Source organism: Tsukamurella strandjordii (genome assembly GCF_039525985.1).
Classification (GTDB): Bacteria; Actinomycetota; Actinomycetes; order Mycobacteriales; family Mycobacteriaceae; genus Tsukamurella; species Tsukamurella strandjordii.
In genome coordinates this window covers 40607-64716 of sequence record NZ_BAAAII010000009.1, presented here as the reverse complement: position 1 = coordinate 64716, position 24110 = coordinate 40607, and the positions used below count along the sequence as shown (strand labels likewise).

Below are 24110 nucleotides of genomic sequence, written 5' to 3'. Positions count from 1 at the left end.
GTGATCAGTTGATCGCGGCCAGGATGTCCTGCACGCGGTCCTTGGCGTCGCCGAACAGCATCGCCGAGTTGGTGCGGAAGAACAGCGGGTTCTGCACGCCGGCGTAGCCGGAGGCCATCGACCGCTTGAAGACGATCACGTTCTCGGCCTCCCACACCGTGAGCACCGGCATGCCCGCGATCGGGCTGGTCGGATCCTCGGCCGCGGCCGGGTTCACGGTGTCGTTGGCGCCGATCACCAGCACCACGTCGGTATCGGCGAAATCGTCGTTGATCTCGTCCATCTCGAGGACGATGTCGTACGGCACCTTCGCCTCGGCCAGCAGCACGTTCATGTGCCCGGGCAGGCGGCCGGCCACGGGGTGGATGCCGAAGCGCACGTTCACGCCGCGCTTGCGCAGCTCGCGGGTCAGCTCGGCAACGCCGTACTGGGCCTGCGCCACGGCCATGCCGTAGCCGGGCGTGATCACCACGGTCTTGGCGTTCTTGAGCAGTTCGGCCACGCTGTCGGCGTTGGTCTCGGTGTGCTCGCCGTAATCCTGATCCTCGGTGGGCGCGGCCTCGATGCCGAAACCGCCTGCGATCACGGAGATGAACGAGCGGTTCATCGCCTTGCACATGATGTACGAGAGGTACGCACCGGACGAGCCGACGAGCGCGCCGGTCACGATCAGCAGATCGTTGCTGAGCAGGAAGCCCGCCGCGGCGGCGGCCCAGCCCGAGTAGCTGTTGAGCATGGACACCACGACCGGCATGTCGCCGCCGCCGATGGAGGCCACGAGGTGCCATCCCAGCAGCAGTGCGATCACCGTGACGGCGATCAGCAGCCACAGCTGCTGGTCCACCACGAACCACACGGTGAACACCGCGAACAGCACCAGGGCGCCGATGTTGATGTAGTTCTTGCCCGGCAGCACCAGCGGTGCCGACTTCATCTTCGCGGACAGCTTGAGGTACGCGACGATCGAACCGGTGAAGGTGACGGCGCCGATGAACACACCGATGAAGACCTCGGCGTGGTGGATCTTGAGCAGGGCACCGGTGTAATGCGCGGCCTCTCCGGGGATCCAGCCGCGCTCGACCTCGAGGTACGAGGCCCAACCGACCAGCACGGCGGCGAGGCCGACGAAGCTGTGCAGCAGGGCGATCAGCTCGGGCATGCCCGTCATCTGCACGACCTTGGCCTTGTACAGGCCGATCGCGGCGCCGATCAGAGCGGTGACGAGCAGGATCACGGTGGCGGTGCCCGCCACCTCGCTCTTGTTGAGCGCCAGCGCCACGGTGGCGGCGATGGCGATCGTCATGCCGATCACGCCGTACAGCCAGCCGGTGCGCGCGCTCTCGTGCTTGGACAGGCCCGCGAGGCTCAGGATGAACAGCAGTGCCGCGACGAGATACGCGGCGGTCGCGATGGATTCGACCGTCATGTCGTCACGCCCCCTTCGAGAACATGGTCAGCATGCGCCGCGTCACCGCGAAGCCGCCGAAGACGTTGATGGAGGCGAGCAGGATCGCGACCCCGGCGAGGGCCTGGATCGCGGGATTGTTCAGTCCCACCTGGATGATGGCGCCCACCACGATCACACCGGAGATGGCGTTGGTGACGCTCATCAGCGGGGTGTGCAGGGCGTGGTGCACCTTGCCGATCACGTAGTAGCCGATCACGATGGCCAGCACGAGCACGGTGAAGTGCCGCGGGATCGGATCGGGCGCGAAGGCGTTGACCACGAACAGCACCGCGATGCCGAACAGCGTCAGGCCCACCTTGGTGGCGGCCGACATCGGCTGCTTCTCGGGCTTCGTCTCCGCCTCGGCGGCGGGTGCGGCCTGGGGCGCGGCCGAGACCTTCACGGCCGGCGGGGGCCACAGGATCTCGTTGTCGCGGGTCACGGTGATGGAGCGCTGCACCGGGTCCTCGAAGTCGAGGACGAGCTCACCGTCCTTCTCCGGGGTGAGCAGCTTGAGCAGGTTCACCACGTTGGTGCCGTACAACTGCGAGGCCTGGGCGGCGAGCCGTCCGGCCAGATCGGTGTAGCCGAGGATGGTGACACCGTTCGGCGTGACGATCGCCTGGTCCTTGACGGTGCCGGCGACGTTGCCGCCGTTGGCGGCCGCCATATCGACGATGACGCTGCCTGCCTTCATCGAGGCCACCATCTCCTCGGTGATGATCCGCGGGGCCGGCCGGCCCGGGATCAGCGCCGTGGTGATGATGATGTCGACGTCCTTGCACTGCTCGGCGTAGAGCTGCGCCTCGCGGGCCTTGTAGTCGTCGTCCATCTCCTTGGCGTAGCCGGTCGCGGAGACCTCGGCCTGCTCATCGGCGACGGACAGGTACTCGCCGCCCAGCGACGCGACCTGGTCGGCCACCTCGGGACGCGGGTCGGTGGCGCGGACGATGGCGCCGAGCGAGCCGGCGGCGCCGATCGCCGCGAGGCCGGCGACGCCGGCGCCCACCACGAGCACCTTGGCCGGCGGGACCTTGCCCGCGGCGGTCACCTGGCCGGTGAAGAACCGGCCGAAGACGTTCGCGGCCTCGACCACAGCGCGATAGCCGGCGATGTTCGCCATCGACGAGAGCACGTCCATCGACTGCGCGCGCGAGATGCGCGGCACCGCGTCCATGGCCATCGCGGTGATGCCGCGGCCCTTGACGTCCTCGAGGAGGTCGGGGTTCAGGCCGGGGGCCAGGATCGCGATCAGGCTCGCGCCGGGCCGCACACCGTCGAGCTGGGTGGACGACGGGGCGTTGACGCCGAGCACGACGTCGGCCGCACGCGCGTCCCCGATGGTGGCCCCGGATTCGACGTAGGCGTCGTCCGAGAACGAAGACGCCTCGCCCGCACCCGGATCGACGACCACGTCGTATCCCAGCTTGATCAGCTGGGCGACGGTCGTCGGGGTCGCGGCGGCCCGGGTCTCCCCCGGCTGCGCCTCTTTCAACACTCCGATGATCATGCGCTCATCACCACACCGACATTCATGTTCGTTCCTTGGTCGTCCCTACCGGACCACACGGCCGCGGTCCGGAGTTCCGGCTCGCACGACCTCACGCGTGCGCCAGCCCCCGCGACGGTGTGAACGGGGGTGGGTCCGCGTGGCGCCCGGGTTCGCCGGACATCGCGGTGGCTACGTGGGCCGCCCATTGCTCAGAACAGTGGGCTGACCATAGCACGGGGGAACTTACCCACCAGTAGGTTGGTGACCTGCGTCACTCCGGGCCGGCGGAGCCGGGATCCGGTGCGTCTCCGGGCAGTTCGGTGGCCATGTACCGATCGATGAGGGTCGCGAAGGCGCGTACGTCCTCGACGGGCCAGTCGGCCGTCCGTTCCGCGATCCGCCGCCGCCACTCGCGGTCGGTATCGGCGAGCACCTCCTGGGCGCGGTCGGTGAGCCGCAGCGACCGGGACCGGGGGCTGGCCGGGTCCGCATCGCGGCGGATCAGGCCCCGTCGTTCCAGACTCGCGAGCTGGCGGCTGGCCGTCGACTTGTCGATCGAGACGGCCTCGGCGAGATCGACCGCGCGCAGGCCCGGCGTCTCGTTCAGCACGAAGAGCAGCGTGAAATCGACGTACGAGACCTCCGAGTGCAGGAACCGGGCCTCGCTGCGAATGCGCTTGGCGAAGCCGACCATGCCTCGGATGATGAGGTCGATGTCGTCGGGCGAGCGGGAGTCGCCTCCGCCGACCTCGCCCTCCGGCATCAGTAGCCCTTCGAGCGGTCGATCACGGCGAGCGGTTCCATATCGTTCGCGAACCGCCGCACGTTGACCTCCACCCGCTCGAGCAGCGCGGGACGCAGGTGCTGCGGCGGGTTCGCGACGTGCGGCGTGATGATCGCGTTCGGGATCGACCACAGGGGGTGGTCCGCGGGCAGCGGTTCCGGATCGGTCACGTCCAGGCCGACGCCGCCGATGGCGCCCTTCTTCAGGGCCGCGACCAGGGCATCGGTGTCGATCAGCGCGCCACGCGCCACGTTGATCACCCAGGAGTGCGGTTTGAGCTGCGCCAGCACGTCCGCATTCACGAGCGACTTGGTCTCGGCGGTCGCGGGCGCGGCGAGCACCACGTGGTCCACCTGCGACCAGACCTCGTCGAGCCGGTCCGCGGTGACCACGACGGCGCCGGTCACATCGGTGCCGGACCGGTTGACGGCGATCACGTTCACACCCAGGGCCCGCAGCTGCGGCGCGAGATCCCGGCCGATGCCGCCGGCGCCCACGATGGCCACCGTCGACCCGCCCAGCAGCCCCACGCGGGGCGCGGCGTTCTTCGGGTCCCACGTGGTCTCGCGGTGCCAGAGCCCGCGGACGCCCGCGAGCAGCAGGGTGAGCGCGTGCTCGGCGACGGTGGTGCTGTAGGCGCCCGCCGCGGAGGTGAAGGTGATGTCGGGATACTTCTGCAACAGGCCCGAATCCACGAAGTTCTCGATGCCGGCGAAGGGCAGCTGCACCCACCGGATCGAGGCGGGGATGTCGGTGGGGACCGAGGTGGAGTCGATCCACACCAGCCCCTCCGCGTTCCGCAGCGGGCCGGGTACGCCGCCTCCCCGGGTGATGGCGGCGTCGAACTCCGGATCGGGGTTCGGGCCTACAGCGATGACGGGTCCGTCCTGTGGCATGAGCAAAGCCTAGACAGCGGCGGTCCGCGCCGCTCCCGACCCCGGCGAAACGCTGTGAAAGATGGGGCTTGTGTTATTCAGTGAGTCTCAAGTTAAGATTGAGACTATGGCCACCCAGATCCTCGAGCACGCGCAGCCCCGCCTCGCGGCGCTCCGCCGTCGCTACGACGCGACGGCGGGCCGGCTGCGCACCAGCATCGACGCGGCCCGGCCCACCACCGGCTGGCGCGTACTGACCTCCGTCGTCTACTCGGGCGTGATCGCCGTCGTGATCGTCGGGGCGGCCGTCCTGCTGCTCGGCGTGAAGCCCTCGAATCCCGAGGTCACGAACGTCAACGCCGTCGAGGTGGGCGATTGCGTCTCGGTGGCGGACGGCACGGCGAACCGGGCCGGGTGCGAGGGCGGCGGGATGACCTTCTCCGTGGCCGAGAAGGTGGCCGCGAAGACCGCCTGCTCGCTGCCCAGCTACGCCCGGGTCGAGTCCGACGGCGCCACCCTGTGCGTGGTCCCCAACCTCACACTGGGGAACTGCTACCAGGTGCGGCCCGATCAGGCCGCCACCACCGACATCCGGCCCATCGCGTGCCCGACGGCCCTCGGTGGCGGCGCGGCGAACGTGGTCCGGGTGACCGAGCGCGCCTCCGGCGGCCCGCTGAACTGCCGCGGGTCCGCCGCCCTGAACTACCCGGCGCCGCAGCGCGTGAGCTACTGCATCACGCCCGCGTCCTGAACGAGACGACGAAGGGGCGGCCGGAACACCGGCCGCCCCTTCGCTCGTCCGCGCGAGTCCGTACGGACTACGCGTCGAGATCCTGCACGATGAGCGCGGAGATCGCATCGACCGTGGCCTGATCGTCCGACTCGACGGTGACCTCGACGCCCTGCTCCGCACCGAGCGTCATGATCATCAGCGCCGATCCGGCGTCCACCGGGTCGCCCCCGGCCACGGACAGGGTCACGTCGTGTCCGGATTCATTGACCGCGTTCGCGATCACGGCGGCCGGGCGCGCGTGCAGGCCGACGGCCGATCCGACGGTGACGGTGGTGCTGGGCATGGAACTCTCCTCGTGGGTGGGTACGGCCGGCGGCGGGTCGCCTCCGGAGTCGGAACAAGTATTACGCGGCGGCGAGGGAGGGCTGCGGCGAATCGGCCGGAGCGGCGCGGCGCCACAGGGTTTTGGCGGCCACCACCGCGACGGCGCTGACCACCACGCCGGCCGCGAGCGCGATCAGGAACTTCCACCAGGTGCCGTTGGTCGCGAACATCACGAAGACACCGCCGTGGGGCGCACGCAGCTGGGCGCTGAGCGCCATCGACAGTCCACCGGTCACGGCACCACCGAGCATCATGGACGGGATCACCCGCAGCGGATCGGCGGCGGCGAACGGAATGGCGCCCTCGGAGATGAAGCACAGGCCCAGCGGGATCGCCGCCTTGCCGTTCTCCCGTTCGGGAGCCGTGAACAGGCCGGGGCGCAGGAAGGTGGCGGCGGCGAGCGCGAGCGGCGGCACCATGCCGGCCGCCATCACCGCGGCCATGATCTCCCACTGCGCGAGGCCTGCGCCGGCACTGCCCAGGCCGGCCACACCGAAGGCGTACGCGGCCTTGTTCACCGGGCCGCCCAGGTCGAAGCACATCATGAGGCCGATCACGGCACCGAGGGCGATCTTCGAGCTGCCGCTCATCCCGTTCAGGGCGCTGGTCATCTCCTCGTTCACCCAGCGCAGCGGTCCGGCCAGGATCATGTACATCAGCCCACCGGTGATGAGCGTGCCGAGCAGCGGGATGATCACCACCGGTTGCAGTCCGCGGGCCCACTGCGGCAGCGGGATCCGCGAGAGCCACAGCGCGACGACGCCGGCGAGGAGGCCGCCGACCACGCCGCCGATGAAACCCGCGCCCACCGTGCCCGCGAGCACGCCGGAGACGAAACCGGGGGCCAGCCCGGGACGATCGGCGATGGCGTAGGCGATGTACCCGGCGAGCACCGGCACCATCAGCCCCATCGCGGCCTGACCGATCGCGAAGCTCACCGCCCCGAGGTACTGCCGGAGCCCGCCGTCCGGGAGGTTCCACAGCGAGTTGTTGAGCGCGTAGAAGGCGCCGTCCGACATGCCCTCCGATTTCGTGCTGAGACCGATCTCGTAGCCACCGGAGATGAGGAAGCCGAGCGCGATCAGCAGGCCGCCCGCGGCGACGAACGGGATCATGTAGCTCACGCCGGTGAGCAGGGCCTGCTTGAGCCGACCGCCGATGCCGACGCCCGGCGCCGCTTCCGCCTGCGCCGCCGCGGGATCGCCGTCGACGGTGGCGGCGTGCGGATCGGAGGCGGCGGCCACCGCCTCGGCGATCATCGCGTCGGGCTCGTTGATCCCGCGCTTGACGCCCGAGGAGATCACGGGCTTGCCCGCGAATCGGTCGCGGCCCTTGACGCCCACATCGGTGGCGAAGATGACGGCCCCGGCCCGGGCGATCGTGTCCGCGGGCAGCGGCGTCGACCCGGACGACCCCTGCGTCTCGACGGTGAGCTGCACTCCGGCCCGGTCGGCGGCCAGCTGGAGCGCGTCGGCGGCCATGTAGGTGTGGGCGATCCCGGTGGGGCAGGCGGTGATCGCCACGATCGAGGGCTTCTCCGCGATACCGGCGGCGGGGGTGGCGGGCGCGGGGGTGGCCGGAGCCGCCGGTGCGGCCGCGCCCGGGTCCTGCGCCGCTGCGGCCGCCTTCGGCTCCGGCGCGGTCTCCGTCTTCGGTCCTGCCGCGGTCTCCGCCTTCGTCTTCGGCGTGATCGCCTCCTGGACGAGGGCGACCACCTCGTCGGGCGTGCGGGCGGCCCGGAGCGCGGCCACGAAGTCGGGCCGCACGAGGGACCGAGCGAGCGCGCTGAGCAGCTTCATGTGCTGGGCGCCGCCGGATTCCGGGGCGGCGATGAGGAAGACGAGATCGGCCGGGGCGTCCGGCGCACCGAAGTCGACGCGGGGGTCGAGCCGGGCGAAGGCGAGGCTCGCCGCGGTCACGGACGCGCTGCGGCAGTGCGGGATGGCGATCCCGCCGGGCAGCCCGGTGGCGGACTGCTCTTCGCGGGCGAGTGCCGCCTCGATCAGCCCTGCGGCGTCGTCGGCGCGGCCGGCGTCGGCGATGCGGTGCGCGAGATAGCCGATCACATCGGTCTTCTCGGGTCCGGCCGCGACATCGAGCGCCACGAGGGCGGGCGTGATGATCTGCTCGGTCGGCTGGGTCATGGGGAACTCCGGTTCTACGACGGGGTGGTGCGGGGAGGTCTACAGGGCGCGCACGTGCACATCGGCGGTGGCGAGCTGATCCGGTCGGGGCGCCTGGGTGCCCGGCAGTGCGGCGGCGGCGGAGCCGTAGGCCACGGCGAGCCGGAGCCGGTCCGGCGCGGAAGCGCCGCGCTCGTCCGCGAGCAGGTACCCGGCGAGCGAACTGTCGCCGGCGCCGACGGTGCTGCGCACCACGGTCCGCGGCGGGATGGCGTGCCAGGCACCGTCGTCGATAAGAAGTGCGCCGGCACCACCCAGCGTGGCGAGGACCGCCGCGCCGGACGTGCGGTGGAGGCGCTCGGCGGCGGCCCGCACCGGCCCGAGATCACCTGCTGCGGCGAATTTCTCGAGTTCGGCGCCGTCGGCTCCCACCAGCTCACCGAGCTCCTCGGCGTTGGGCTTGAGCAGGTGCACTCCCGCACCCACGGCCGCGGCGAGGGCGGCGCCGGAGGTGTCGACCGCGATCCGCGGACCGCTCGCGATGCGGCGGGCGATCCGGGCGTACCAGTCGTCGGGCAGTCCGGGCGGCAGCGAACCGCAGAGCGCGAGCCAGGAGGCACCCGTGGCCGCGGCGACGACCGCGTCTTCGAGCCCGGCGACCAGGCCGGGGTCGAGCGCCGCGCCGGGTGCGTTGAGTTTGGTGGTGGTGCCGTCCGGCTCCGCCACGGTCACGTTGCTGCGCACCTCGTGTCCGGCGGGGACCGCGCGGGCGGGCACGCCGATCCGGTCGAGGGCGGTCAGCAGCGGGTCGCCGGCGTCCGCCGGGAGCACCGCCAGGGTCTGTGCGTCGGCCGCGTGCAGCACGCGGGAGACGTTGACGCCCTTGCCGCCCGGGTCCACCGAGGACGATCGCGCGCGCTGTACGGCGCCGCGCTCCAGGGGTGCGCCGAGCGCCACGAGCCGGTCCAGGCTGGGGTTGGCGGTCACGGTGACGATCACTGCGCCACCACCACGTCCACACCGTGATCCGCCAGCGCCGTCGCGAGCGCGCCGGTGGGCGCCGCATCGGCGATCAGGACGTCGATCTCGCCGAGACCACCGAAGGCGACCAGGCTCTCGTGGTCGAACTTGGAGGAATCGGCGAGCAGCACCACGAAGTCGGCGGCGCGGATCAGCGCGGTCTTCACCGCGGCCTCGTCGGCATCGGGGGTCGACAGGCCGCGGTGGGCACCGATGCCGTTGGTCCCGAGGAAGGCGACATCGGCGTGCAGCAGGCCGATCTCGGCCACCGTCCCCGATCCCACCGCCGCCTGGGTGAGCCCGCGGATCCGGCCGCCGAGCATGTGCAGCGCGACGCCGTCGCGCCCCGCCAGAGCGGAGGCCACGGGGAGCGAATTGGTGATCGCCGTGAGCCGCTGTCCAACGGGTACCTCGCGGGCGGCGGCGATGGTGGTGGTGCCCGCGTCGAAGAGCACGGATCCGCCCGCCGGCGGTAGGTACCGCTGCGCGGCCTCCCCGATCGCGCGCTTGGCATCCGCGCCGAGGGCCTCCCGCTCGCCGACGCCGGATTCCGCACCGGCCAGCACCCCGGCGGCGACCACGCCGCCGTGCACGCGCCGGACACCGCCGAGCCGCTCCAGCACGTCCAGATCGCGGCGGACCGTCTCGGGGGTCACGTCGTAGCGTTCGGCCAGCTCGGCGACCGACGCCCGCCCGCGGGCGGCGACCAGATCGCCGATCGCGCGCTGCCGTTCCTCCGCGTACATCCCGCCTCCGAGTTCGTTTGACCGTGTTGGTTTTGATTTGATTTTTCTGTTTTTACGCCTGTTTGTGTTGACAAGTCAAGCAGATTTCGTAATCTGGGTCACATGAGTTCGCAGCAGTCGATCGTCGCCACCGTGCTCACCGGCACCCCTGTCGTGCCCGGTGTGGCGTACGCGCCCGTGATGTGGCCCGGGGAACGCCCGGAGCTCCCGGCCACGGGTCCTGACCTGCCCGAAGCCGAGCGCGAGGCGGAGGCCGCCCGGTTCTCCACGGCGGCGCTCGCGGTGGCGGGGCGGCTGCGCGAGCGCGCCTCGCAGGCCACCGGCGCGGCGTCCGAGGTACTCGCGGCGACCGCCGGCCTGGCCTCGGACAAGGCGTGGATCGGCACCGCGGAGAAGCTCATCCGGTCCGGCTCCCCCGCGGAGGGTGCCGTGGCGGCGGCCACGGAGCAGTTCGCCGACATGTTCACCAAGCTCGGTGGACTCATGGCCGAGCGCGTGACGGATCTGCGCGACGTCCGCGATCGGGTGCTCGCCGAGCTGCTCGGCCGCCCGGAGCCGGGCGTCCCCGTGCCCACGGCACCGTCGATCCTGCTGGCCGACGACCTCGCCCCGGCCGACACCGCCGGGCTCGATCCCGCTCTCATCGTGGGCATCGGCACCCGGCTCGGCGGGCCCACCAGCCACACCGCGATCATCGCGCGGCAGTTGGGGATTCCGTGCATCGTCGGGCTCACGCAGGCCGGCACCGTGGACGCCGGGACCCCGGTGCTGCTCGACGGCGGAGAGGGCACGGTCACCGTCGAACCCCCGGCCGCGGAGGCCGAGTCCCGGGTGGCCGAGGCGCAGCGGATCGCCACCGAGGTCGCGCGGTGGCGCGGGCCCGGTCGCACGTCCGACGGTGCGCCGGTGGCGATCCTGGCGAACGTGCAGGACGGTGCGAGCGCGCGGACCGCCGCCGAGCGGCAGGTGGAGGGCGTGGGACTGTTCCGCACCGAGCTGGCCTTCCTGAACCGGGCCGATGAGCCCGCCGTCGCGGAGCAGGCGGCCCTCTACCGCGAGGTGATCGACGCCTTCCCCGGCGGCAAGGTGGTGATCCGCACCCTGGACGCGGGCTCCGATAAGCCGCTCAAGTTCGTCGACCATGCGCACGAAGACAATCCGGCCCTCGGCGTGCGCGGAATCCGCATCGCCGAGGGCGATCCGGGGCTGTTGGAACGCCAGCTCGACGCCATCGCCGCCGCGGCCGACGGCGCCGAGGCCTCGCCCTGGGTGATGGCGCCGATGATCGCGACCGCGGCGGAGGCCCGCTCCTTCGCCGCGCAGTGCCGCGCGCGCTCCCTGACGCCGGGCGTGATGATCGAGGTGCCCGCGGCGGCCCTGTGCGCGGACAGCGTTGTGGCCGAAGTGGATTTCGTCTCGATCGGCACCAACGACCTCACCCAGTACGCCATGGCCGCCGACCGGATGAGCTCGGAACTCGCGGCGCTCACCGACCCGTGGCAGCCCGCCGTGCTGCGACTGATCAAGATCACCGCCGAGGCCGGGGCCGCGGCCGGGAAGCCCGTGGGGGTGTGCGGTGAGGCCGCGGCCGATCCGCTGCTGGCCTGCGTGCTGGTGGGCCTCGGTGTGAGCTCGCTGTCCTGCGCCGCGGGCGCCGCCGCCGCGGTCGGCGCGCGGGTCGGCGCCGTCACCCTGCAGCAGTGCCGGTGGGCCGCCGAGGCGGCGGTCGCCGCCGCCGATCCGCAGGGCGCCCGCGAGGCGGTGCGCCGCGCACTCGGCTGATTCGGCGCCGGTTGTCGGGGCCCGGTGGTAGACCGTTGACGACGGGGCCGCAGCGGGCGCCCCGACGACGACGGGATCGACCATGATCGACCACTTCGGCATCAACTGCGCAGATCTGGACGCCGCGAAGCGCTTCTACGACGGGGTGCTCGCCACCCTCGGCGCGCGCCGGCTGATGGACTTCGACGTGGCCGTGGGCTACGGCACCGAGCAGCCCGACTTCTGGATCTCCGGCGGCGAGGTCGCCTCCGGCCCGAACCGCGAGATGCACGTGGCCTTCAGCGCGGCCGATGCGGCCACGGTGGACGCCTTCTACCGCGCCGCGCTCGAGCTCGGCGCCGAATCGCTGCACGCGCCGCGGATGTGGCCCGAATACCACCCGGGCTACTACGGCGCCTTCGTCCGCGATCCGGACGGGAACAACGTGGAGGCGGTGTGCCACACCGCCTCGTGACGCGCGATCAGTAGTGGAAGGTGTCCGACGGGGCCGGCGCGTGTTCGCCGTCGAGTCCCTCGGCCGCCTCGATGCCGTAGGCGCGGGCCAGGTCGAGGATCTTCGTGGCCCGGGCGATGCGCGGTAGATCGGAGCCGTTGCGGATCTCGCCGCCGTCGCGATCGAACTCGGCGAAGAACTCGCGGGACCAGCGGATGTCCTCCTGCGACGGGCTCAGTCCCTCGTTCACGGGGTGGCACTGGTCCGGGGTGAGGCAGATCTTGCCGGTCATGCCGAACTCGGCGGAAACCGCCGTGGCCTCGCTGAGCAGCAGCCCCTTCGAGCCGACGGTCGGGCCGTCGATCGCGCCCGGCAGGTGCGCCGCCTTGGCGGCGATGGTGAACCGCGACCGCGCGTAGGCCAGTGTCGTCGGGTCGCCACCGAAGCCGGTGTCGCGGCGGAAGTCGCCGATGCCGAAGGCCAGCCGGAAGGTGCCCTTCGCCGAGGCGATCTCGCTGATCCGCTCCAGGCCGCGGGCGGTCTCCACCAGCGCCACGATGAGGGTGTCGGGGAGCCGCTTGGCGGTCTCCGTCACGTGGTCCATCGACTCGACCATGGCCAGCATGATGCCGCCGAGGTGCTTGGCGCCGCGCAGCGCCTCGAGATCGTCGGCCCACCACTGCGTGCCGAAGCCGTTCACCCGCACCCAGCCGTTGTTGGGCGCACCGTCGTGCTCGGTGTTCAACCACTCGACCACGTTGTTGCGGGCCGCCACCTTGTCCTTCGGCGCCACTGCGTCCTCGATGTCGAGGACCACGATGTCGGTGCGCGAGCGCGCTGCCGCGTCGAACCGCTCGGGCTGCGCCGCGTTGACGAGCAGCCAGCTGCGGGCGAGGACGGGGTCGATGCGGAATCCGATCGGCTCGTCGCCCTCGGGCGTGGGGGTCGGCGGGGCCATGTTTCTGCACCTCGGGTTTCTCGTGTGGGCTCGTCAGACACAGTACCGATACGCCCGAAGGCCCCGGGCGGGTGCCCGGGGCCTTCGTTGCGAGTGCTATTTCAGCGTGGTGATCAGCCGAACCAGCCGGTCCGCTGCATCTGCCACACCTGGTCCTGCCAGTAGCCCCACGTGTGGGTGCCCACTGCCGAGAAGTCGTAGTGGCCCTGCACGCCGGCCTTGTCGGCCGCGGCCTTGAAGGCCTCCGACTGCGACTTGGCCAGGATCTCCAGCGGCACGCCCTGGACGATGTCCGCGGGGCTCGGGTTCGGGGTGTACTTGCCCGGCTCACCGGTCGAGGCGGTGACCCACACGGGGATGCCCTTCAGGCGCGCGGCCTGCTTGGTGGGATCGTTCTTGTCCCAGTTCGCGTCGAACGGGCCGCCCCACATGTCGAGGACGTTGTAGCCACCGGCGTCGAGCATGGCGACACCCACGGCGACGGGCATGCCCGGGGCCGAGGTGTTCAGGAAGCCCGACAGAGCCGCGGCGCGCTTGTACACGCCGGGGTTGTTCGCCGCGGTGATCAGCGCAGCGCCGCCGCCCATCGAGAGACCGATGATCGACAGGTTGCTGGAGAAGCCACGCGACTTGATGTACGACGGCAGGCTGGTGGCCAGGAACGTGCCCCAGGTCGGCCGGTAGGTGCCGTTGCCCTGCTTCGAGACGTTCGCCCAGTTCGTGTAGAAGCTGGCGGTACCGCCCACGGGCATGACGACGTTGACGCCCTTGGTCGACAGGAAGGCGACGTTGGAGTCGCGCTCCCAGCCGGAGACATCCTGAGTGGCGCGCAGGCCGTCCAGGAGGACCACGGTGGGCGCCTTGGCCGGATCCGTGGTGGTCGACGCCCAGGAGCGGACGAGGACGTCCGGCATTCCCGCGCCGTTCACACGCTCGGACTTGAAGCCCTTCGGCGGGTTCTTGGCGCTACCCGGGCCCCAAGCCCCGGCAACACCTGCGCCCATACCGGCGAGGGCCGGCACCATTGCGACCGTGATGGCCGCCGCACCTGCTCGCTTACCCCAGGCTGCTCGCATAGCTGACCTCTCTCGTTTCTCGTTCTCGCGCGTCCGCGCACTGTTCGCTTGTGGACCGGACGGCGGTCGCAAGCGACCAAGACTCGTCACAGCTTTCACTCTAACATCAATCGTCACACATGTCACATGTTTCACATGAGTCACACGGGTGACACCGTCCCTGAATCTCATCGTCTTCACAGGACCTGGTGTTACGCACCCTCCCTGTTTTCTCAGGAAAGGTCGTCTACATCACAATACGACACCGCGGCCCTGCTCGTGGAGCCGGGCCGCGGTGTGTACTCGATGATCATCGCCTCCGACAGAGGTTTTACTTCGAGAACCAGCCGGTGCGCTGCATCTGCCACACCTGATCCTGCCAGTAGCCCCACGTGTGGGTTCCGGCAGGCGGGAAATCGAAGTGAGTCTTGGTGAGGCCGGCACGCTTGGTGGCGCCCTCGAAGGAGCGGGCCTGCGACAGCGCCAGCCACTCCAGCGGCACACCCTGGATCACGTCGGCCGGGCCCGGGTTCGGCGTGTACTTGCCGAAGACGCCGTTGCCCGCGGAGATCCACAGCGGCACGTTCTTGAACCGGCCCACCTGAACGGTCGGGTCGTTCTTGGCCCAGCGCGAGTCCAGCGGACCGCCCCACATGTCGAGGCCTGCGTTGTAGCCGCTCGAATCGAGCGAGGCGATGCCCACGGCGATCGGGATGCCGGGCGCCGAGATGTTCACCAGGCCCGAGAGCGACGCGGCACGCTTGTAGTAACCGTTCGACTCGATGGTGTTGATCAGCGCGGCGCTGCCCGACATCGACAGGCCGACCAGCGAGACGTTATCGCTGAAGCCGAGGCTGCGGATGTACTGCGGCAGGCTGGTCTTGAGGAACGAGGCCCAGGTGTAGCGGTACGGCTGACGGTTCGTCGACGACGGGGCCTGCCAGTCGGTGTACCAGCTGGAGGTGCCGCCGACGGGCATGACGACATTGATGCCCTTCTGCGACAGGAAGGCCACGTTGGAGTCGCGCTCCCAGCCCGAGACGTCCCAGGTGGCGCGCAGACCGTCGAGCAGCACGACGGTGGGGGCCTTCTTGGGGTCGGTGGTGGTCGACGCCCAGGTACGAACCTTGACGTTGGGCATGCCGGCACCGTTGACGAAGGCCTGCTTGAAGCCCTTCGGCGGGTTCTTGTCGTTGCCCGGACCCCAGGCGTTCGCGGCGCCGGTGGTACCGATACCGCCCGCCAGGGCCGGAATGGCAGCCACGGTGATCGCGGCGGCAGTGGCCCGCTTGGCCCAGCCGTTGCGCATACGCATTCGAGACTCTCTTCCTCATCGTTCGCCCGGTGGGCGGTCTTCCCCGTCGAGGAGGCCGGTCGATCTCGACCTCGGTGCGCTATCACGACTCGTGCCGGTGACGCACGCGACCCGCCGGAGCAGTACTCGTCAGGCACTGTATGACAGATCTCAGTTCCTGACAAACTCTTAGTCGGCCTCCGAGACCGGGTCGTTACACATGCGCTCCAAGTTCCTCGATTGTCGCCGGTCAGGGCTGGACAGGGGCTGTTTTTGACCCTGAATCTTCACGAATCAGAGTGCGTCACTCTCTCAGCCTGCGCCCAGAATCAGGCTCGGTACAGGGGTGCTCCACACCGCCGGAGGCCCGTACCGTGAGGGCGTGTCGTTCTCCGTACCCGAACTGTCCGGCTCCCCCGCGGAGCGCTACGCCGACCTCGCGCAGTTCGCCCGCGCCCTCGTCGACGGCGAGCACGATCGCATCGCCAACGCCGCGAACCTCTCCGCGCTCGTCAAGGCGACGGTGCCGGACCTCAACTGGGTGGGCTTCTACTTCCACGACGGGACCGAGCTGGTGGTGGGACCGTTCCAGGGGCTGCCCGCCTGTATCCGGATCCCGCTCGACCGGGGCGTCTGCGGCGCCGCGGCCCGCACGCGGCGGACGCAGCGGGTCGACGATGTGCACGCCGTGGCCGATCACATCGCCTGCGACGGTGCGACCAACTCCGAACTCGTCGTGCCACTGGTCTCGGCGGACGGCGAGCTGATCGGCGTCTTCGACCTCGACAGCGAGAAGACCGCCCGCTTCACCGACGACGATCAGCGCGGCCTGGAGGCCATCGCCGCGGTCTTCGTCGACTCCCTATAGGGACGCGCGCTAGAAGCCGCGGCCGGGATTGAGCAGGTTCTTCGGGTCCCAGACCGCCTTGATGCCGCGATGCAGCTCCAGCACGTCGTCGGAGAGCTCGTCGCCCACCCAGCGGGCCTTGAGGACGCCCACTCCGTGCTCGCCGGTCAGGGTGCCGCCCAGATCGAGCGCGGCCTGGAAGACCTCGTCGGCCGCGTCCCAGATCGCCTGCGGCACCTCGGTGAGCTCGCGCGGGTAGATCAGCGTGGGGTGCAGGTTGCCGTCGCCGGCATGCGCGCAGGTGGGGATCGCCACGTCGTACTTGGCGGCGATCTCCTCGATCCGGGCGAACATCTCCGGCAGCTTGGACCGGGGCACGCCCACGTCCTCGGAGAACATGTTGCCCGCGTGCTCGTAGGCCGGGAACGCGGCGCGGCGCACCGACAGCAATTCGGCGGCCTCGGCCGGATCGTCGGAGACCACCACGTAATGCGCTCCGGCGGCGTCGAATTCGCGGGCCAGGACGGCGGCGTCCTCGGGGGTGCTCCCCTGCCCGATGAGCATCGCCCGGGTCTCGTCCTCCAGCCCGAAGGGCCGCATGGCCTCCACGCATTCGAGGGTGCCGCGGTCCATCAGCTCCATGAGCGCAGGCACCACACCGGTACCCACCACGGCGGCGACCGCCGAGGCCGCGCTCACCACGTCCGGGAACGAGGCCGCGACCGTGGTCGGCGCGATCAGCGGCGCGGGCCGCAGCTTCACGGTGACCTCGGTGACGATCCCGAGGGTTCCCTCACTGCCGCACAGCAATTGGGTCAGGTCGTAGCCGGTGACGCCCTTGACGGTGCGCCGCCCGGTTTTGATGATCCGGCCGTCGGGCAGCACCACGGTGAGCCCGAGGACGTACTCGCGGGTGACGCCGTACTTCACGCACCGCAGGCCACCGGCGTTGGTGGCCACGTTGCCGCCGATCGAGCAGATCTCGTACGACGACGGGTCGGGCGGGTACATCAGCCCCACCTCGCGCGCCGCGGCGTCGAGGTGGGCGTTGATCACGCCGGCCTCGGCGCGGGCGTACTGATCGGCGACGTTGATCTCCAGGATCGCGTCCATCTTCGCGAGCGAGATGATCACGCAGCCCTCGATGGCGCTGGCCCCGCCGGCCAGGCCGCTGCCCGCGCCGCGCGGCACCATCACCACGTCGTGCGCGTAGCACCACGCGGCCACAGCGGCCACGTCCTCGGTGGTCTCCGCGAGCACCACGGCCAGCGGTACGGCCCCGAACACCGGCGAGCAGTGGTCGGTGGCGTACGCCGCGGTGACATCCGGATCGGTGAGCACCGACCCGGTGATCTGCGGAAAGGAGTCCAGCGCGGGCATGGTCACATGGGCATGAGGTAGGTGCGCCGCGGCACGCGCTGCAGCTCCTTGTCCTGCAGCTGGCGCAGGCACTTGCGGATCAGCAGGCGGGTGTCCTTGGGCTCGATCACGCCGTCGATGTAGCCGCGCTCGGCCGCCAGCCACGGCGTGGCCATGAACTGGTTGTAGAAGTCGATGAAGGCCTGACGGATCGCGGGACCGTTCTCGCCGGCCTCCTCGATCTCACGCCGCTTGATGATCGCGGCGGCGCCCTCGGCACCCATCACGGCCAGGCGCGCCGTGGGCCAGGCGAAGACGAAGTCGGCACCCAGCTGCTTGGAGCCCATCACGGCCCACGCGCCGCCGTAGGACTTGCGCAGGATGATGGTGACCTTCGGGACGGCCGCCTCGACGTAGCTGAAGATGAACTTGCCCGACCGGCGGATGGTGCCGATCTTCTCCTCCTCGACGCCCGGCAGGATGCCCGGCACGTCGACCAGGAAGACCAGCGGGATGTTGAAGGAGTTGCACAGCCGCACGAAGCGGGCGGCCTTCTCCGAGGCCTGGGTGTCCAGGGTGCCGGCCATGTGCATGGGCTGGTTCGCAACCACGCCCACGGACTGGCCGTCGGACCGCGCGAAACCGCACACGATGTTCGGGGCCCACAGCTCGGCGTACTCCAGGAAGTCGCCGTCGTCGAAGACGCGCAGGATCACCTCGTGGATGTCGTAGCCCGCGTTGTCGGCGTCCGGGATGATCGTCTCCAGCGAGAGATCGCTGTCGGTGAGCTCCGGCTCGATGCCCGGGTTCACCAGCGGCGGGCGCTGGTGCACCGAATCGGGCATGAAGCCGAGATAGCGCTTGACCCAATCGAACGCGGCCTGCTCGTCCTTGGCCACGTGGTGCAGGTTGCCCCAGGTGGCCTGCTTGACGGCGCCACCGAGGTCCTCCGCGGAGGTGGTCTCGCCCGTGGTCGGGCGGATCACCTCGGGGCCGGTGACGAACATGTAGGTGTTGTCCTCGACGCCCACCAGCACATCGGTGTTGGCGGGCGCGTACACCGCGCCGCCCACGCAGGTGCCGAGGATCATCGAGATCTGGGGCACCTGGCCGCACAGGCCGTCCTGGTGCCGGCCGAGCTCGGCGTACCAGGCGATGGACGTGGCGGCGTCCTGGATCCGGGCGCCGCCCGAATCGTTGATGCCCACCACGGGCAGGCCGGCGGTGGCGGCGAAGTCGTAGAGCTTGACCATCTTGCGGCCGAACATCTCGCCGACGGTGCCGGCGCCCACCGTCTGATCGTGGCTGAAGGCAGCGACCTTGCGGCCGTTGACCAGGCCGTAACCGATGACGACGCCGTCCTTGATCTTGTCGTCGCCGGGCGATTTCGCGAGCTGATCCAGCTCGACGAAGGTGCCCTCGTCGAACAGCATGTGCATGCGCTGGCGGGCGCTGGGAAGGCCCTTGGCGTCGCGGCGGGCCCGGGCCCGCTCGCTGCCCGGGTCCTTGGCGGCCTCCAGGCGGCGATGCAGGTCCGCGAGCTTGCCCGCGGTGGTGTGCAGGTCGGGGGTATCGACCTTCTCCGAAACGTCCGTCACGTCTGCCACCCTATCCCTTCGTCAGGACCGCTCGGCGTCGGCTCGATCGAGCTCACCCGCCATGTGCGATGCGACCTTGCCGATGTACGGCTCGTCGATGATCTGCAGGTGATCGCCGCCGATCTGCACGATCTCCAGGTCCTCGACCACGGGTGCCCAGCCGCCGTCCGGCGCGATGTCGGCGAAGTTCGGCTCCAGCTCGACGGCGCCGTCGTGCATGCGGTCGGCGCGGTACAGCGTGACCTTGCCGTCGAACCGGCCGTAATCGGCCGGGTTCACCTTGAGCAGCGCGCGGTTGTCGATGAAGGACGTGCGCTGGTGCTCGATCATCGAGGTGGGCACCTTCTTATCGGACAGCTGCACCAGCTCCATGATGATCCGGAACTGGCCCTCGTCGTCCGCCGCGACCAGCCGGTCCATCGGCAGCTCGATCTCGTCGCCGATGTCGTAGTTCTTGCGCGCGAACTTCTCCCAGCGCTCCAGGCGGGCCTTCTTCTCGTCCGGCTCATCGGTGAGCGGAACGGTGGGGGCCACCACGTCGAGCAAGCCGATGTACTCGACCTTCGCGCCGTCGTCCTCCAGGCCGCGGGCCACGCCGTAGGCGAAGGCGCCGCCGAGGCTCCACCCGGACACCCGGTACGGGCCCTCGGGCTGGATCTCCTTGATCTTGGGCAGGTACTCGCGCACCCGCTCCTCGATCTCGCCCTCGACGCGTTCGAGGCCGTACACCGGCAGGTCCTGCGGCAGCTTGCGCAGCAGCGCCTCGTAGGCGGTGGTGTTGCCGCCGGCGGGGTGGAACAGGAACAGCGGCTTGCGGGTCGAGCCCTCCGCGGCGCGGAGCGTGCGGACGAAGCCGTCCACCGGGGTGGCGTCGTTCATCACGGCGCCCACGTAGGTGGCCATCTCCTCGATGTTCTTCGAGTCGATCACGTCCTCGATGTCGACCTCGCCGCCGGCCCGCTCGGACAGGCGCGCGGTGAGCTTCTCCGCGACGTCCTCGCTGAGCACGTCGAGCTCGTTGAAGACGCCACCGGGCGACTTGCCGACCACGATCGCGTAGGTCGCGAAGGTCAGGCGCTCCGCGGCATCGCGCGGGGGCACACCGTCGCCCACGGCCTCCGCGACGGCGGCACCGTCGAGCAGGTCGGGAGCATCGGACCTCGGCTCCGCGGCCGCCGGGGCGGGCTCCGACGGTGCGGCCGGCTCCGCGGCGGGTGCGGCCTCGGCGGGCGCTGCCGCCTTAGCGGCGGCCTCGTCCTTGGCGGCCTGCATCATCTCGGCGAGCTTCGCGGCGTCGGCGAGTTCGCCGGTGCCGGACTGGTGTTCGGCCAGCGCGTCCACCTGGTCGCGGTGCTCGACGGCGTACTCGACGAACTGCACGACATCGTTGAAGGAGGCGTCGCGCACCGCCTGGATCTGGATCGGCGGGATGTCGAACTCGTACTCGGCGCGGTTCTTGATGCGCATCGCGATGAGCGAGTCCATGCCCAGGTCGATCAGCGGGATCTCCTTGGGCAGGTCCTCGATCTCGAATCCCATGGTCTCGGCGATGATCACGCCGAGCCGGTGCTCCACCGTCTCGCCGGACTCCGGGCTCCACACCTCGGCGCTGCCCTCGGGGGCGGGCGCCTCGGTCTCCTCGGAGACGGCGATCTCGGGCTCGGCGTCGAGCGCGTCGTCGGCCTCCACCGCGGCGGGCGCGGCCTTGGTGATCAGCGGCGCGGCCGCGGTGCCGGAGGCCTCGCCGCCCACCACGACGGCGTCGAGCAGGAGGGTGAACCTCCCGGAATCGTTGCGGTGCACCTGGATCGAAGCGCCACCCGGGTGCGGGGTGAGCGTGGTGGTGAGCGTCGACGCGGCGTTGGGCGCACCGTGCTCGACCGCCGCGGTGACCGCGGCACCGTCGAGCACCTGGGCGGCCGCCATGCGCGCGAGCTCGACCAGGCCGATCTCGGTGCCGTCGCCCAGGGTGAGGGCGCCACCGTCGAGCTGCCACACGTGCCGGCCGTCGGGCAGCGCCACGTGGCCGCCGGGCACCACGCCCGAGCCGCCGTCGGGCAGCGAGGTCTGGATCCAGATCTCCTTGCGCTGGAACTTGGTCCGCGGGATCGGGGCGTAGCGGCCCGGTCCGAAGAGCGAGGCGACGTTCACATCGTGGCCGCGCACGAAGACGTTCGCCAGCGCGGTCATGATGGTGCCGGGCTCGTCCTCCTTGCGCTTGAGCGTCTGGATGAGCGCGGCGTCCTGGATGCCGGAGCCGAAGGTCACGGCGGCCACGGAGATCAGGGTGATCGGGTTCGGGGAGAACTCGATGAAGGTGCGGTAGCCGGCCTCGACGGCCTTCTCCACGGCCTGGGTGAACCAGACGCTGTGGCGCAGGCCCTTGATCCAGTAGTCCACATCGTGCACGGGGGCGTGGCCCGCCTTGTAGAACTCCTCCTTGTTCACGGTGGAGTACATCGGGTACTGCAGCGGGTGCGGCTCGATGCCCATGAGCTCGGCCTGCAGCTCGCCCAGTAGCGGGTCCATCTGCGAGGTGTGGGATGCGCCGCGGGTCACGAGCTTGCGGGCCATCAGGCCCTTGGCCTCGGTCTCCTCGACGATCTTGTCGATCACCTTGCCGGGGCCACCGATCACGGTGTGCGTGGGCGCGGCGTAGACGCAGATCTCCAGGCCCTCGTACTCGCCGAGCACGGTGTCGATGTCGTCGGCGCTGTACTCGACCAGCGCCATGAAGCGTTCCATCTCCTCGGGGAGCATGGCTTCGCCCTCGCCCATGAGGCGCGAGCGGTTGCAGATGACGCGCACGGCGTCCTCCAGCGAGAGGCCGCCGGTGAGCCAGGCCGCGGTGGCCTCACCCATCGAGTGCGGCAGCACCACACCGGGTTCGATGCCGTGATGGCGAAACAGGCCCACCAGCGCGACCTGGATGGCGAAGATGCCCACCTGGCCGGTCTCGATGTGGAAGGTCTGGGTGTCGTCGGTGATCATATCGGCGTAGTCGTCGCCCGACTCGTCGATGATCAGCTCGTTGACCTCGTCGAAGTAGTGCTTGAACACCGGGTTCTCGAGGTAGAGCTGCTTGGCCATCTTGCGGTGATGGCTGCCGAAACCGGAGAAGATGAACGCCGGGCCGGTGGGGTCGGGCTGGTTGGCCGACAGCACGTTCGGGGCGTTCTTGCCGTCCGCGATGGCGCGGAAGCCCTTGATCGCCTCGTCGAGATCCTTGGCCATCACCACCGAGCGGACGCGGCCGTGGTTGCGGTGCGCCAGGCTGCGGCCGATCTCGGCGAGCGTGAACTCCTTGGCCTCGTCGGTCTCCAGCCAGTCGGCCAGCTCCTTGGCGGCGGCCCGGCGGCGCGACGGGACGTAGCCCGAGAGCACCAGCGGCACAGCCGCTCCCTCGACCGTGGCGGCGTAGAAGTCGGGGACCGCGGTGGTGGCCTCGTCGGACTCGGGGGCCTCGGCGGGCTCCGGGGCCACGTACTCCTTGACCACCACGTGGGCGTTGGTGCCGCCGAAGCCGTTACCGGTGACGCCGGCGAGGCGGGCGCCGGAGTACTTGGGCCACTCCGTGTTCCGGGCCGCGACCAGCATCCGGTTGGCCTCGAACTGGATGTACGGGTTGGGGCCGGCGTAGTGCAGCGAGGCCGGGATCTGGCCGTGCTGCATGCCGAGCAGCACCTTGGCCACACCGGCGATGCCGGCGGCGGCTTCCATGTGGCCGAAGTTGGTCTTGGCCGAGCCCAGCAGCAGCGGCTTGTCGGCGTCGCGTCCGCGGCCGAGCACGCGACCGATGGCGTCGGCCTCGAGCGGATCACCCAGGATGGTGCCGGTGCCGTGCGCCTCCAGGTAGTCCACGGAGCGCGGGTCGATGCCGGCGTCGATGTAGGCGTCGCGCAGGTTGATCACCTGCGCCTCGGGGTTCGGCGCGAAGATGCCGTTGGACTTGCCGTCGGAGGTGACGGCCGAGCCGGCGAGCACGCCGAGGATGGTGTCGCCGTCGCGCTCGGCGTCGGCGAGGCGCTTGAGCAGCACCACGCCGCCGCCCTCGGCGCGGATCATGCCGTTGGCGTCGGAGCTGAAGGCCTTGATCTTGCCGTCGGGCGCCTGCGCGCCGATGCTGTCGAAGCCCAGCGTCGCGGCCGGGACGATCAGCATGTTCACGCCGCCCGCGACGGCCATGTCGGTCTCGCCCTCGCGCAGGCTGCGGATGGCCTGGTGGATCGCGACCAGCGAAGAGGAGCACGCGGTGTCCACGGTGACCGACGGCCCGTGGAAGTCGTAGAAGTAGGAGACGCGATTCGCCACGATCGAGGTCGAGGTGCCGGTCAGCGCGTACGGGTTGGCCTTGGTCGGATCGGCCACGGCCAGCATCTGGTAATCGTTGGCGGAGCTGCCCATCCACACCCCGGTGCGGGTGCCCTTGACCGAACTGGCCGGAATGTTGGCCTGCTCCAGCGCCTCCCAGGTGAGTTCGAGCGCGAGCCGCTGCTGCGGATCGACCATCTCGACCTCGCGCGGGGTCATCTGGAAGAACTCGGCGTCGAAGCTCTTCACATCGTCGAGGTAGCCGCCGAAGACATTGGCGTCGTCGAGCACCTTCTTCAGGCGCGGGTCCTGCTTGAACTCGGACCAGCGGTCCTCGGGCAGATCGGTGGTGGCGTCACCGTTGCCGATCAGGAACTCCCAGGTGCTCTCCGGGGTCTCACCGGCCTTGGGGAAACGGGTCGCGAGGCCCACCACGGCCACGTCGTGCGTGCCCCGGTTCGCCTCGAACTCCTCGCCGCGGTCGTACCGCGCGGCCTCGGCGGCCAGATCGTCGTCGGAGACCACCGGGTCGCCGTCGATGATGCGCTGGGACAGCAGAGCGATCGTCGGGTGCTGGAAGGCCACGGTGGCCGTGATCTGCACACCGGTGAAGTCCTCGATGTCCGAGGCCATCGAGACGGCGTCGCGTGAGCCCAGGCCGAACTCGTCGAGCGACTTGTCGTCGGTGATGTTCTCCAGCGGCTGCTTCGTGGCATCCGCGATCCACTGCCGCATCCAGGCGCGCAGCTCCTCGACGGTGAGGTCCTCGCGGGCCTTGCCGGTGGGGCCGTCCTGACCGGTGGGGAGGGAGTTGTCGTTGTCAGCCATGGTTTCTTCAATCACCCTTCGCAGTCGAGACCCGTTGGTCG

Annotated in this window: 18 protein-coding genes; 4 read left to right on the top strand and 14 right to left on the bottom strand. The window is 70.3% G+C overall.

The genetic code is table 11. From position 1 onward, the window contains the following. Positions 1-4 precede the first annotated feature (4 nt). From pntB to ABD108_RS17625, 4 genes are all read right to left on the bottom strand, one after another. Positions 5-1426 (bottom strand): Re/Si-specific NAD(P)(+) transhydrogenase subunit beta, encoded by a 1422-nt coding sequence (pntB, locus tag ABD108_RS17640; RefSeq protein WP_220656966.1) that lies wholly within the window; start codon positions 1424-1426, stop codon positions 5-7. Between the two features lie 4 nt (positions 1427-1430). Further along, the gene (locus ABD108_RS17635; protein ID WP_220656967.1) at positions 1431-2957 is read right to left on the bottom strand and encodes a Re/Si-specific NAD(P)(+) transhydrogenase subunit alpha; all 1527 of its coding nucleotides are present in this window, start codon (positions 2955-2957) and stop codon (positions 1431-1433) included. A gap of 253 nt (positions 2958-3210) precedes the next feature. After that, positions 3211-3702 (bottom strand): MarR family winged helix-turn-helix transcriptional regulator, encoded by a 492-nt coding sequence (locus ABD108_RS17630; protein ID WP_220656968.1) that lies wholly within the window; start codon positions 3700-3702, stop codon positions 3211-3213. Beyond that, a complete protein-coding gene (locus ABD108_RS17625) occupies positions 3702-4619 on the bottom strand; it encodes a D-isomer specific 2-hydroxyacid dehydrogenase family protein (RefSeq protein ID WP_220656969.1) in 918 nt (305 codons plus the stop codon). Before ABD108_RS17625 ends, ABD108_RS17630 begins: the two co-directional genes overlap by 1 nt. Positions 4620-4725: 106 nt before the next feature. Between ABD108_RS17625 and ABD108_RS17620 the strand changes: the two genes are divergently transcribed. Then, the gene (locus tag ABD108_RS17620; RefSeq protein WP_220656970.1) at positions 4726-5349 is read left to right on the top strand and encodes a hypothetical protein; all 624 of its coding nucleotides are present in this window, start codon (positions 4726-4728) and stop codon (positions 5347-5349) included. A gap of 67 nt (positions 5350-5416) precedes the next feature. Here the strand turns inward: ABD108_RS17620 and ABD108_RS17615 are convergent, their stop codons facing one another. The 4 genes from ABD108_RS17615 to ABD108_RS17600 form a co-directional block, all read right to left on the bottom strand. Continuing rightward, positions 5417-5674 carry an HPr family phosphocarrier protein gene (locus tag ABD108_RS17615; RefSeq protein WP_220656971.1) on the bottom strand — a complete coding sequence of 86 codons (258 nt, stop codon included), beginning with the start codon at positions 5672-5674 and terminating at the stop codon, positions 5417-5419. 61 nt (positions 5675-5735) lie between these two features. After that, positions 5736-7859 carry a PTS fructose transporter subunit IIABC gene (locus ABD108_RS17610; protein ID WP_220656972.1) on the bottom strand — a complete coding sequence of 708 codons (2124 nt, stop codon included), beginning with the start codon at positions 7857-7859 and terminating at the stop codon, positions 5736-5738. Between the two features lie 39 nt (positions 7860-7898). Beyond that, positions 7899-8837 (bottom strand): 1-phosphofructokinase family hexose kinase, encoded by a 939-nt coding sequence (locus ABD108_RS17605; RefSeq protein WP_220656973.1) that lies wholly within the window; start codon positions 8835-8837, stop codon positions 7899-7901. Further along, positions 8834-9604 carry a DeoR/GlpR family DNA-binding transcription regulator gene (locus tag ABD108_RS17600; protein WP_220656974.1) on the bottom strand — a complete coding sequence of 257 codons (771 nt, stop codon included), beginning with the start codon at positions 9602-9604 and terminating at the stop codon, positions 8834-8836. Before ABD108_RS17600 ends, ABD108_RS17605 begins: the two co-directional genes overlap by 4 nt. Before the next feature lie 102 nt (positions 9605-9706). On the opposite strand from ABD108_RS17600, the gene ptsP reads away from it, so the two are divergent. Together ptsP and ABD108_RS17590 are read left to right on the top strand one after the other, a co-directional pair. Continuing rightward, entirely contained in the window at positions 9707-11386 is a 1680-nt protein-coding gene (ptsP, locus tag ABD108_RS17595) for a phosphoenolpyruvate--protein phosphotransferase (RefSeq protein ID WP_220656975.1), read from the top strand. A gap of 82 nt (positions 11387-11468) precedes the next feature. After that, on the top strand, positions 11469-11840 hold the full coding sequence (locus ABD108_RS17590; protein WP_220656976.1) for a VOC family protein: 372 nt from the start codon (positions 11469-11471) through the stop codon (positions 11838-11840). Positions 11841-11847: 7 nt separating this feature from the next. Here ABD108_RS17590 and ABD108_RS17585 read toward each other — a convergent pair whose 3' ends face one another. From ABD108_RS17585 to ABD108_RS17575, 3 genes are all read right to left on the bottom strand, one after another. Continuing rightward, complete coding sequence (locus ABD108_RS17585) at positions 11848-12777, bottom strand: HpcH/HpaI aldolase/citrate lyase family protein (protein ID WP_220656977.1); 930 nt, start codon at positions 12775-12777, stop codon at positions 11848-11850. A 113-nt stretch (positions 12778-12890) separates the two neighbouring features. After that, positions 12891-13853 (bottom strand): alpha/beta hydrolase, encoded by a 963-nt coding sequence (locus ABD108_RS17580; protein WP_220656978.1) that lies wholly within the window; start codon positions 13851-13853, stop codon positions 12891-12893. Between the two features lie 310 nt (positions 13854-14163). After that, the gene (locus tag ABD108_RS17575; RefSeq protein WP_220656979.1) at positions 14164-15147 is read right to left on the bottom strand and encodes an alpha/beta hydrolase; all 984 of its coding nucleotides are present in this window, start codon (positions 15145-15147) and stop codon (positions 14164-14166) included. 361 nt (positions 15148-15508) lie between these two features. On the opposite strand from ABD108_RS17575, the gene ABD108_RS17570 reads away from it, so the two are divergent. Further along, positions 15509-15994, top strand: a complete 486-nt coding sequence (locus ABD108_RS17570; protein WP_220656980.1) for a GAF domain-containing protein — start codon at positions 15509-15511, stop codon at positions 15992-15994. 9 nt (positions 15995-16003) lie between these two features. Here the strand turns inward: ABD108_RS17570 and ABD108_RS17565 are convergent, their stop codons facing one another. Genes ABD108_RS17565 through pks13 form a run of 3 tightly spaced genes read right to left on the bottom strand, consistent with a single transcriptional unit; the run spans position 16004 to position 24069 of the window. After that, entirely contained in the window at positions 16004-17353 is a 1350-nt protein-coding gene (locus ABD108_RS17565; RefSeq protein ID WP_220658502.1) for an FAD-binding oxidoreductase, read from the bottom strand. A gap of 2 nt (positions 17354-17355) precedes the next feature. Then, a complete protein-coding gene (locus ABD108_RS17560; protein WP_255585579.1) occupies positions 17356-18939 on the bottom strand; it encodes an acyl-CoA carboxylase subunit beta in 1584 nt (527 codons plus the stop codon). Positions 18940-18951: 12 nt separating this feature from the next. Next, positions 18952-24069 carry a polyketide synthase Pks13 gene (pks13, locus tag ABD108_RS17555; RefSeq protein WP_343930951.1) on the bottom strand — a complete coding sequence of 1706 codons (5118 nt, stop codon included), beginning with the start codon at positions 24067-24069 and terminating at the stop codon, positions 18952-18954. Between the last annotated feature and the right edge of the window lie 41 nt (positions 24070-24110).